Origin of the sequence: Brevibacterium sp. H602 (assembly GCF_051172395.1) — a bacterium.
Classification (GTDB): Bacteria; Actinomycetota; Actinomycetes; order Actinomycetales; family Brevibacteriaceae; genus Brevibacterium.
The window spans coordinates 92,101-101,398 of record NZ_JBPIZD010000012.1 but is presented as its reverse complement, the minus strand read 5'-3'; the positions used below and the strand labels follow the sequence as shown (position 1 = coordinate 101,398).

Below are 9,298 nucleotides of genomic sequence, written 5' to 3'. Positions count from 1 at the left end.
CCCTTCTGGAAATAGGTTGTCGCCGGGAAACGTGGTGTCACCCGGCGTCAGGCTTCCCCCGAATCGTCGCCTTCGCTGCCGTCGTTGCCGCCCTGGAAATCAGGGTCAGTGACGTACTCGATCAGGGTGTCGCCGTTATCGTCCGGGTCGCAGGACATGGTGACCTCATAGGAAATGGCTTCACCGTCCACATAGGAAATGTCGCCAACCTCAGTGATCTGACCGTTGCCCACGTCGAGACGGCGTGCTCCACGGTCGCCGTCCTTCATGTCCACGACCCACTGAGCGGACTCAAGCGGCGTCTCATTGCGCCGAACCTTGATAAAGCCCTTCGGGTCAATGGTCACGTTGCTCTCACCGAACACGGACTTGAGCACCAGCGCACGGCGGGACTCAATGAATGTGAACGTGAGGGTAGTCCCGTATTCGGTCTGCACGGTGCGCACCTTGATGCCGCCCCATGCGCGAATATCCTCAGTGGACCGTTCCGACGCTTCGGTAACGCCGTCCTCGCCGACGTACCCCGCAGACTCGTAAGCCGAATCAAGGGCACCGTCAGGATCAGTCGGACGCTCCGAGCCTAGAGGGGCGCGAAGAATACCGCCCGAGACGCGCAGATTCGGCTTGCCAACCGAAACGTTTGCGCTTGCTGTAACACCAGCCATTTTGAAAACTCCTTACCGCCCGGTTTCGGGCAAGAAAAAAGCCCCACTGAGGGGGCTTGATTTGAGGCGAAATGAGACCGTCGCCGTATATCGGGGTTGACCCGATTCATCGGGTAGCTCGACAGGTGGACCCCAGTCGCGGGGGCGGTAGACCGTCACGCCGTCCAAAGCGTCCACGGACTCGAAATAGGCGAGGACAGCCGCCCCGATGCCATAGGCACGAGTGGTTGCCTTCGCCCAGAATTCGAGCGTGAACGACAGTTCTCGGATATGACGGTCCACGCGCTGCATTCCCGCGTCCTGAACCTTTATGAACTCGTCAGGACGCGTTCTGGGAACCGCAGAGGCGACAGTGAGGCCCGTTAGCTGTTTCAGCCACGCGATCAGCAGGGCTTTGCCGTCCGGGAACACGAGCGTTTCCATGTCACCTCCCGGCAGATAGGGCACGCTGGAGAACGTTGTCCTTCGACTGTTTCCGGCGCGCCTTCGCTGTACGCGTTCCGACTGTTGCGCGAGCGCGGTTAGAGCTAGGCGATTCGCGAGCTTCGAACCCATCCCCCGCAGCTTCAGCCACGCGCTGAGCGCGCTTCAGAAGGTCACGCTTCACGCCGGGAGACGTGCGCAGGGCACGGAAACCTTTGTTGTTGAGTTTGATTCGCTTGCTCACCCGTCCACCCGCTTCAAAGTGATGACAGACCCCTTCGCCTGACCCGTGAACGGGTTACGCCAGCGCGCAATCTCGCCGTCCACCTTGCAACGAATGCCGCGCACGGTCATTTCGTCACGGTCAGTCACCGGGGAATCGAACGTGTCATAGACGGTGAACCCGTACACGACCGCCGAGCGGCCTAGCTCGTTGTCCACCTCTTGCACACGCGGTTCAATCGCGCACCATTCGCGCTCAACCCCCGGCCCCCATTCCTCAACAGGGTTGCCGTGCGCGTCCTCAGCACCTTCAACGAGCGGGTGAAGAATAACCGTCTCGCCGCCACGGTGCCTCACGCTTCCCATAGCGGCCCCTCCAAAGTCAGGTCCGCCCCGCAAGAGCAGTAAGCCGCGCCGAACGCGAGCGAGCACCATGGACGATGATCGACACAGCCGGCATCAGCAATCTTCACGCCGAACGCCTTCTGCTGCCCTTCGCCCAGCGACCGACGTTCCGACTTCTTCAGGAAGAAATCACCGTCAGGATTCGCCGGGGTTACGGACTCCGCGAACGGCCCCGTAGTCGTTGACGCCGAGGCAAGCCCAGCAAGGTCCGACTGTTCGGCATCCATGCGCCGCTTCACGACCGCGCACAGTACCCTTCGCCGTGTCGCTTCAGACGCGTTCGCCGCCGAGGGGCACACGTCCAAAATGAACTGTGACCCGTCCTCTAGCAGCGTCTCCGCGTACTTTTCAGCTCCGACCGGGAAGTCCGGCCAGCGCGCTTTCAGCTCGTCCAGCGTGGCGAACGGGAAAGGCTGTACTTCAGCCATCAGAACCCCCTTCCTGTGACCGGCCCCGACCAGAAGGCCGGGGCACTCGATCAGTCAGCAGAAGGGAAAGTGCGTTCGCCGGGGAACGTACTATCCCCCGGCGTCAGGCTTCCCCCGACGCGTCACCCTCGCCTGCGTCGTTTCCGTCGCCAGCCGTGGTGACCAGCGCGAAGCGGTCAGTGAAGGCGTACCAGCCGTAAACGATTTCCAGGCGAAGCGCGATCTGGTTCTTGCGCTTCAGGTCGCCCTGTCCGTCCGGGTCACCGAAACGAATCAGTTCAACCGGCAGTTCGCGCTGAACGCCCCAGCGAAGTCCGTTACGGAAGTCGCCGAGGATTCCTCGGACTCCGGTGTCTTCGGCGGCTTCGGGCCGACCGGAAACGGTGTCGCCCTGTGCGGCGTTCAGGCCGAGGAAGTTCTGCACCTGTGCGCCCAGCCCGAGCTGTGGGTAACGCTGAATGCCCGAAGGGTCACCGTTTGCGAGCTTCGTCTGAAGCTCACCGAGTGCCCACGCGAGCTGAGGGTCAATCGCGAGACCGTTGACGGCCTTCGGGTTGCCGTTCGCGGGGTTGAGCAGAAGGCCAGCGGCCTTACGGATCGTCTGATCCGCGTCAACGTCGGCACTGAGGGCCACACGGTTCTTCGTGGCGGCAACATAGTTGTCCCAGTTGGAAATCGTGTTGCCGGTCAGGGGGTTGATTCGGTGGTACAGGCCGAGGTCAAGGGCACGCGCAAGCGCGACCTTTCCAGCCCCAGCGAGGTCCGACAGGATCGAAAGCTGGTGATCCTCAGAGGCCCACTGGACTTCCTGATTGAAGCGCATGGTGACCTGAGCCTTACGGGGCTTGGAAGTCACCGAATCGTAACCGCCAGTGGTCGAACCCTTGTCTGCGCCTTCCTCCACGAATTCCGCACGCGGGAAGTCGTTGAAGATGATGTAGTCGGTTTCACCAAACCGCTGAGGCTCACGGCCCGAAAGGGCTGCAACAGTCGATTCGGTGCGGGATTCAGTGATCATCCCGTCTGCAATGGTGCGAGGCATGAGCACCTTTGCCTCATTTGTGCCGAACACGGCCATAATTACTCCTTAGTCGTTGCCAAAAAGACCCCGGACGGCTTCACGTTCGGGGTCTGAGGGCTGTTCGCCCGGTGTGTTTGCCTGACCTTCGATGACAGGCGCGGACGGCTGGAAAACGGTCTTGAGCGTTTCCGCGTGAGATTCGAGCTCTTCCTTCGTCGCTCCGCGCAATGCGGACGCATCGACGCCCGATGCTTCAGCAACTTCCTTGACCAGTGCGGCGTGCGCCTTCTCCTGGTCGATCAGGTCGAGCTTCGAACTCAGTTCGCCATTCGTGCTCTCAAGCTCAGTGATTCGGGTTGTCGCATCCTTGACGGCCTGATCCCGTTCGGTGAGGGCTTCCTGAGCCTTCTGCAATTCGTCATAATTGCTCTTGCTCCGGTCTTCCCACTTCCGGGCTTCACCCTTGAGCGCGTCGAATTCCGTCTTGAGCTTGTTGTATTCCGCTTCATAGTCCATAACCAATCCGCCTTTCTGCCGTGCGGCATTAAAAAAGCCCCGTGCGGGGCTTGGAAATCTGTGGGGTTTTACGCGCCGAGTTTGTGGCGCATGTATTTGACGATCTCGTTCGTTTTGTCCTTGGCTGGACGGGATTCGCCTGAGGCGTCGATCCACTCATATTCGTTCTTGAGAGAGCCTCCGGCGCGGGACTGAATGACGTTCAGCTCAAGGCCGGAATTCACCTTGTCCCGAGCTTCCTCATACAGTTCGAAATGCCGGTCAGCTTCTTTCGAGAGCTGAACCGAGTTGTTCGCTGTCACCGTGACCACACGGCACCGACAATTGTCGTGATAGTCCTCGCCCATCCTTCGAGCACCACGGGGGCGAATGCCCTTCGCCTGCTTGTGCGAGCCAATCGGACGGCCACGGCCAACAACACCGCCAGCCGAACCGGGGGTGTAGACGGCCCCGCGAGACGCCAGCATGGAACAGAACGCGCAGCACCCGATTCGGGGCACTCGTTGGGCGGAAAGACCGCCCTGCAATTCGGCGTTGCCGATCATCGTGTCCGCTGACATTTCCGATAACCGCCGTGTGAGTCCCCCGGCGATCTTCGCCCAGTCTGCGAAACCGTCAGAAGTGCCCCAGCCGACAAGCGAATGCCAGTATGACGGGGGCATTTCCACGAACGATTCCGGGCTGATGGGCCGTTTGACCTCTTGAATCTGATTCAGTTCGTCAAAGAACTCTGCCGACACCTCGGAGGACGCAGCACCGTACTTGTTGCCAAGCTCCGGCATCAGGTCCATGAAGGCTTCGACCTTTTCGCGGTCTGAGAAGTCCGAGACGGCCCCGAATAGGCGATCAAGTTCAGCTAGGGCGTGCTTGCTTAGCTGATCCAGAAGAGTCGCGTAGCCGAGCGTTATCGTGTAGTCAATCATTCTTCGACCTGCCGAGCCGCACCAGCAGCGGCGGCTTCCTCAACGCGGGACGAATTCTCCGACCGTTCCTGAATCTGGCGCATGAACTCAGATACCGTGGAACGCCGCTGATCGGCGCGAATCCGCTCCACCTCGTCATCACTGAAAATGCGTTCCAATAGGACCGGATACTGTGCCAGGACCGGCATTTGCGAAGCGAGCTTCTGCACCGAATCCGATTGAGCCGACAGTGATTGAAACTCAGGGTCAGCGAACCGAGACGAAAGGCTCCACGCCTCAGCGGGAACTTCCTTCAGCCCGTCCCTGACCATGACCGCGAGAATTGCAATCTCGCGCACAGCGTCAGACAGAACGAACTTGTTCTGATAGGTCACGTCAACGAGCATGTCGTGCTCGTTCGCCCGGATAGCTTCAGCCGAAGAGGGCTGATCGTGAATGATGCCCAGAGACGAAGGCGGGATTCCCGTCTCACCGCTGAACGCCATGGCGACAGTGCGCAGCATGTCCGAATGAGGTGCCATGGATGCCTGCGAAAGCTGAGTCAGTTCGGGTTTTTCGCCGTCAGCGTCCTTCGTCAACGCAAGCAAACGGTCCATGGCGAGCTTGAACTTCATGGACTCCGACATTTGCCCATCGAACGATTCAGGATCGACGCCCAGAAGGGCAATCTGAGGTGTCGAGTAGAACTCTGCGTTAGCTTCCATGCGCACGTAAGCGCGGACAGCCATGTCGCACAGGGCCATGACGGAATTCGTGAGACGCGAGCGCCCGAACGGGCGGCGAAGCTGTGGGTCGTGAGCAATCGGCACGGCCAACACGCGGCCAATTGTGTTCGGGTGACGTCTTGCAACCCACCCCGTGCCTTTCGAGTAGGTGCACTCGAGCACTACGTCAGGCAGGTACACGACGAACTCTGTAGGCCGGTCATCCTTGATGTTGCCGACCGTCAACGCCGAACCAAGCCGCCGCTTGCGTCGATCCCACAACGCCGCCGACGATTCCGCCGAATGCGCTTGAATCTGCACGGGCGATTCGCCCGCTCCACCCTTGGCTACAGTCACAAGGGACATGCCGTGAGTGCAGGCGGAAACGTTCGCCTGCGAGAATTCCAGCGGGAAACGGTTCTGAATAAGAATCTCGTTCAGGTCGAAAGGATCGTCCGACCCCGGTAAGCGCAGCCCCTCGAACTGCGAGCGCATGGCCGGTTTCTTCACAGCCTGCGTCCCCCAGCCCAGAACGAACTTCGCCTTTTTCAACTGAGGCGGGAGAGCGATTCCAAGGTCTTTGAAAGCCTGCTCAGTGTCGTAATACAGCGACCGTCTAACGTTCTTCGGCCACTTGCTCCGCCACACTTCGAGCAAGGCGCGAATCGTGGAAAGTTCACGTTCGTAAGCGTTCAGAACTCTGAGGTTCGAAACATCATCGGCGGTCCACGCCATAAGGCACCCCCTCTAAAGGAAAGATTGCTTGCGGCCAGGACGCCGCTTGGAAGTTTTCGCGCCGCCGAATGCGAGCGTGCCCGAGTCCAAAAGGGTCACTGACCCGTCCTCAGTGGGGGCTTCCCACCCGAACCCGCCGTTGTTGCCGATCTTGCGTCGGACGGCGGACTTGGCTTGAGCGTCGAAATCGGGATCACCCGAATGAGTGGCCTCGCCCTGAGTGATAGCGCGGTCAAGCATTGAGTGATAGGTGATGACCTGATCGAGAGTCGGAACAAGAATGACCTTCGCGCCCACGCGCTCAGCGCGAAGAGCATTGACGAGATAGCCGACACCGCTCTTGCCGTCGATCACGATTTGCGCGGCCCGGTCTTTCCGTTCGACCAGGAAGTCCACAAGCCATTGGGTGCCGTCCGTCATCGGGGCTTGCCTGATGCCCTCAATGTGGATTCGCCCGTCATCGTCTTTAATCGCCCCGGCTAGGCCGACTTCAGCGCCGTCAGCGGAGAACTTCACACCGAACGACATAATCCCGTCAGTGATCGGCTCAGCAGCGCGAGAATCCCATGTGGCGGCAATGAAGGCTTTCCGGCCCTTGCTTTGCTTGTCCCAAATGCCCAGCCCCTCACGCATGAACGACTGAATCGAACCGAGCAGCTTGCGCATACGCAGAATCGCGGTCTCAGAAGTTCGGTGCGGGTAGGACGGGTTAGCTTTCGCCCACTGTTCCCGATCATTCGGGTTAGCGTCCTCGTCAGCCGACATTTCGACATAGAGAACGTCCTCGTCCTCACCCGATAGGGCGGCTTCACGACGATCGGTGAACACCTCGCCCGGATCGTTCGGTCGCGGCGGTGTGCCCATCATGAGCACGAGACCATTAGGGGCAGCGTTAGTCGCCGGGACCATATCTTCCATGGCCTTGAGCGTCAGGATTTGAGCTTCGTCCAGGACAAGAATGTCCACCTGTTTGAAGCCACGCCCGAAACCGTTCTCACGGGCACCGAAGAGGATTCGAGAACCGTTCTTGAACTCGATTTCTTGCTCACCGTTCGACCGGCGCACATTCTCAACGAACGGCTTCACCGAAGCGGATTCGGCTTTCGATGCCATGTCGCGGAACGTCTCGTTATGCGTCCTCGCCCGGTGCGCCGTCCACAGCACGAGCATTCCCGGCTTCGCCAGACACAGCGCGAACACGAGACCGCCGATTGTGTACGTCTTGCCGACCTGCCGAGGAATCGACAGCACGAGACCGCCGACCCCGCACGCATACATGCCGTCTGAGCGCAGGCCCGTTGCAACCGTGCAAAGATTCTCCTGCCACTTATCCACCGGCCAGTCCATGCGCTGCAACTGTCGAGCCACAGACGGCCATTCGGTTTTTTCGATCCCCGAAGGAATCACAAGGTGCTTAGCAACCTCAGACAGCTTCCGATCAAATGGCTTCGGGTCGGAAGGTGGATTCTGCGTCAACAACATTTTCGTTGCTCACCTCCACCTCTTCTGCCGCCGCTAATTCGGCCTCAAGCTCAGCGATTTCACGAGACACTTCGAGCTGACGGCGCGACACAGAAGCAATATCCCGAGCAAGTGTTTTATCGTCATCCATGACTTTTGCGAGCCGACGATGAATCGCTCTCAGCTCGTCCAGGCGATCACCATGCGCGATAGCTGCCGAAATGCTGGAATAGTCCACGCGCTTCTTCTTATCCGCCACAGCACCCCCTAACGGCCCTCACAAAGGCAGATCAGATGTGGAAAAACCTCCACAATGTGGAATTGAAGTCAGGGAGAGAGCGCAATGCCGGGGGGCCGAAGTCTGCGGTTGGGGGACCGGATACCCCCTGGGTCACCCCGGTTTTGTCACCCCGGATTACCCTGAGTCTGTACCCCGGTTTCTGTACCTCGGAAATACCCCGGATGATTACCCGGCCTGTACCTGTGTTTGATACCCCTGTGGAATCACCATGGGACGCGGGTTGTTGGTTCTACCCTTTTGCCTGTGCGTCTCTTGCGCTTTGTGCCTGCACCTTTGGTTTGGTTGCATAGGCGGCAGATGACTTGCACGTTGTCTAGGGTGTCGGTGCCCCCTCGTGCGTGAGGGATGATGTGGTCAGCTTCGGCGCTGTTGGGTCTCTTTGACCATTCGTAGTCGAGTGGTGTTCGGCATGAAGGGCAGCGGGTGAGTCCGTTGTCTCGTGCTCTCTTGATTGCTTCAGCTCGAACACGTTTCCATTTGCCTGTACCTGTGCGTGAGGTTGCCATGCCTCACCGCCTGTCCGCGTGTCAGTGATTTGGACTACAGTTGGGGCACCTTCTACAGATTGGTTTCACTATGACTGTGTGCCCTGTGTGTGGTGGCCGTATGCGAAAGGCATGGGCTGACAAGCCGCTGCATCTCACTTCGGAACAGTTCAGGGACAGTGGTTATCACTGGGTCTGCTCTAAGTGCGGCGCGGCTAGAACGAGAGAGGAAATGGATAAGGCATGAGCGAGGACAGTCAGAAGCTGCATTCGATTCACTACATTGCTCCCGGCGCGGGAACGTTAGTGCGATCCGGCATCGATACGGTACCAGCCAAGGGCAGCTATGTTCAGGTTGACGGAATCCCTTATGAGGTCGCTGAAGTGTGGCATTTGATTTATAAGGACGATCCAAACCGGTACACGGTATCCGTCTACCTTGAGACGGTAGATTTTGAGACCACGCACGCAGGTAGTCCGGTGCTCGACTAATTATCTGCACAACAGTTCGGCCCCCTGAGTGTTTCTCTCAGGAGGCCGATCTATTCCTCTATTACTTCACTTCGTGAGGCTTAGCGTCGGGGTCAGCCCCGAGCACATCCCATGCTTGATTGATCTTTCCCTTGTCCGCGGCATACACGGAATAGGTGTCTGTGATTGTGGCGAACACTGGGGATTCGATCTTGTCAGCAACGGACTGAGTGGTCACCTTCACTTCGGACTTATCCCCCGCGAGAATGAACAGCTCTTCACTCTCACATGAGTACATGATCGGGGTTGAGTCTGTGCCGTGGTCCTGCCAATCGCACGAGTCAAAGAACACATCGAGCTTCTTCTGCACATCGGCGGCAGTGGCTTCGGCTTCCTCTGTGCCTGAGGTGTCCGCCTCGGTGGTCTCAGGTGCGGTGTCAGCTTCGTTGCTGGTGTCATCTGATCCGCAGCCTGTGAGTGCGAGGGCGGCGGCAACGGCGGTGATAGTGAGTGTTTTCTTCATCTAATGAACCTATCA

13 protein-coding genes are annotated in these 9,298 nt (G+C 59.0%); 1 reads left to right on the top strand and 12 read right to left on the bottom strand.

Annotated features, from left to right (window positions below; all coding sequences use genetic code 11):
* Nucleotides 1-47 precede the first annotated feature (47 nt).
* From ACSBQT_RS10935 to ACSBQT_RS10885, 11 genes are all read right to left on the bottom strand, one after another.
* Nucleotides 48-665: a phage tail protein gene (locus tag ACSBQT_RS10935; protein ID WP_435001755.1), complete on the bottom strand. Its 618-nt coding sequence runs from the start codon at nucleotides 663-665 to the stop codon at nucleotides 48-50.
* Nucleotides 666-677: 12 nt separating this feature from the next.
* Nucleotides 678-1,088, bottom strand: a complete 411-nt coding sequence (locus tag ACSBQT_RS10930) for a hypothetical protein (RefSeq protein WP_435001754.1) — start codon at nucleotides 1,086-1,088, stop codon at nucleotides 678-680.
* A 240-nt stretch (nucleotides 1,089-1,328) separates the two neighbouring features.
* Nucleotides 1,329-1,676, bottom strand: a complete 348-nt coding sequence (locus tag ACSBQT_RS10925; RefSeq protein WP_435001753.1) for a hypothetical protein — start codon at nucleotides 1,674-1,676, stop codon at nucleotides 1,329-1,331.
* On the bottom strand, nucleotides 1,664-2,143 hold the full coding sequence (locus tag ACSBQT_RS10920) for a hypothetical protein (protein WP_435001752.1): 480 nt from the start codon (nucleotides 2,141-2,143) through the stop codon (nucleotides 1,664-1,666). Before ACSBQT_RS10920 ends, ACSBQT_RS10925 begins: the two co-directional genes overlap by 13 nt.
* A 103-nt stretch (nucleotides 2,144-2,246) precedes the next feature.
* A complete protein-coding gene (locus ACSBQT_RS10915; RefSeq protein ID WP_435001751.1) occupies nucleotides 2,247-3,221 on the bottom strand; it encodes a hypothetical protein in 975 nt (324 codons plus the stop codon).
* Nucleotides 3,222-3,230: 9 nt separating this feature from the next.
* Entirely contained in the window at nucleotides 3,231-3,680 is a 450-nt protein-coding gene (locus ACSBQT_RS10910) for a hypothetical protein (RefSeq protein ID WP_435001750.1), read from the bottom strand.
* A 68-nt stretch (nucleotides 3,681-3,748) separates the two neighbouring features.
* The gene (locus tag ACSBQT_RS10905) at nucleotides 3,749-4,603 is read right to left on the bottom strand and encodes a hypothetical protein (RefSeq protein WP_435001749.1); all 855 of its coding nucleotides are present in this window, start codon (nucleotides 4,601-4,603) and stop codon (nucleotides 3,749-3,751) included.
* Nucleotides 4,600-6,042, bottom strand: coding sequence for a phage portal protein (locus ACSBQT_RS10900; RefSeq protein WP_435001748.1), 1,443 nt, complete (start codon nucleotides 6,040-6,042; stop codon nucleotides 4,600-4,602). The genes ACSBQT_RS10905 and ACSBQT_RS10900 overlap by 4 nt, the downstream gene beginning before the upstream one ends.
* A gap of 12 nt (nucleotides 6,043-6,054) precedes the next feature.
* Nucleotides 6,055-7,524 (bottom strand): hypothetical protein, encoded by a 1,470-nt coding sequence (locus ACSBQT_RS10895; RefSeq protein WP_435001747.1) that lies wholly within the window; start codon nucleotides 7,522-7,524, stop codon nucleotides 6,055-6,057.
* Complete coding sequence (locus ACSBQT_RS10890) at nucleotides 7,481-7,762, bottom strand: hypothetical protein (protein ID WP_139468054.1); 282 nt, start codon at nucleotides 7,760-7,762, stop codon at nucleotides 7,481-7,483. The genes ACSBQT_RS10895 and ACSBQT_RS10890 overlap by 44 nt, the downstream gene beginning before the upstream one ends.
* A 245-nt stretch (nucleotides 7,763-8,007) precedes the next feature.
* Nucleotides 8,008-8,310: an HNH endonuclease gene (locus ACSBQT_RS10885; protein WP_435001746.1), complete on the bottom strand. Its 303-nt coding sequence runs from the start codon at nucleotides 8,308-8,310 to the stop codon at nucleotides 8,008-8,010.
* A 222-nt stretch (nucleotides 8,311-8,532) separates the two neighbouring features.
* Here ACSBQT_RS10885 and ACSBQT_RS10880 point away from each other — a divergent pair, with 222 nt between their 5' ends.
* The gene (locus ACSBQT_RS10880) at nucleotides 8,533-8,781 is read left to right on the top strand and encodes a hypothetical protein (RefSeq protein ID WP_435001745.1); all 249 of its coding nucleotides are present in this window, start codon (nucleotides 8,533-8,535) and stop codon (nucleotides 8,779-8,781) included.
* 61 nt (nucleotides 8,782-8,842) lie between these two features.
* Here the strand turns inward: ACSBQT_RS10880 and ACSBQT_RS10875 are convergent, their stop codons facing one another.
* Complete coding sequence (locus ACSBQT_RS10875) at nucleotides 8,843-9,283, bottom strand: hypothetical protein (RefSeq protein ID WP_435001744.1); 441 nt, start codon at nucleotides 9,281-9,283, stop codon at nucleotides 8,843-8,845.
* Nucleotides 9,284-9,298 lie beyond the last annotated feature (15 nt).